This is a genomic window from Enterobacter sp. RIT637, from assembly GCF_019718755.1.
Classification (GTDB): domain Bacteria; phylum Pseudomonadota; class Gammaproteobacteria; order Enterobacterales; family Enterobacteriaceae; genus Enterobacter.
The window spans coordinates 1-531 of record NZ_JAIHAZ010000170.1 but is presented as its reverse complement, the minus strand read 5'-3'; the positions used below and the strand labels follow the sequence as shown (position 1 = coordinate 531).

General features: G+C 54.4%; 1 protein-coding gene. It reads left to right on the top strand.

All coding sequences use genetic code 11. The annotated features are described in order from the left end of the window. Positions 1-531 (top strand): autotransporter outer membrane beta-barrel domain-containing protein (locus K5E19_RS23825; protein ID WP_221553383.1); only part of this gene is annotated, 531 nt, incomplete at both ends.

Genomic DNA, 531 nt, shown 5'->3' with positions numbered 1-531 from the left:
AACCCTGGCGGTGGTGCTAACGGCAATGCAGGCGGGAACGGCGGCAAGAAGCCGATGACCACCCCTGCAACCGATGCCATACTGGCCATGTCCAATGCAGGTCTGAACGTCATCCACTCTGAGCTGGATGGCCTGCGCACATATCGCGCGAGTCTGGATAAAACCGGACCAGAAAGCAACGTATGGGGACACTACCTCGGCAGTAAAAGTGACATTGATACAAGCAATGGCACGGCCTATAAGTTGAGCCAGAACGGACTTGAGATCGGTGCTGACACCAGGACAGACTTTGCGCGCGGCAGCCTCGTCGCCGGCGCATTCATGTCCTTTAGCGATAACAAAGTGAAACATGCCCGCGGCGGTACAAGCAAAATCGACAGCTACGGTCTCGGTCTGTATGCAACCTGGTACGACGCAAGTGGGTTCTACGCTGACGGTGTAGTCAAAGGTAACCGTCTTAACAACAAACTGAGAGCAGTTATGACTAATGGAGGTAGAACCGGCGGTGACTGGACTCAATATGCACTCAGC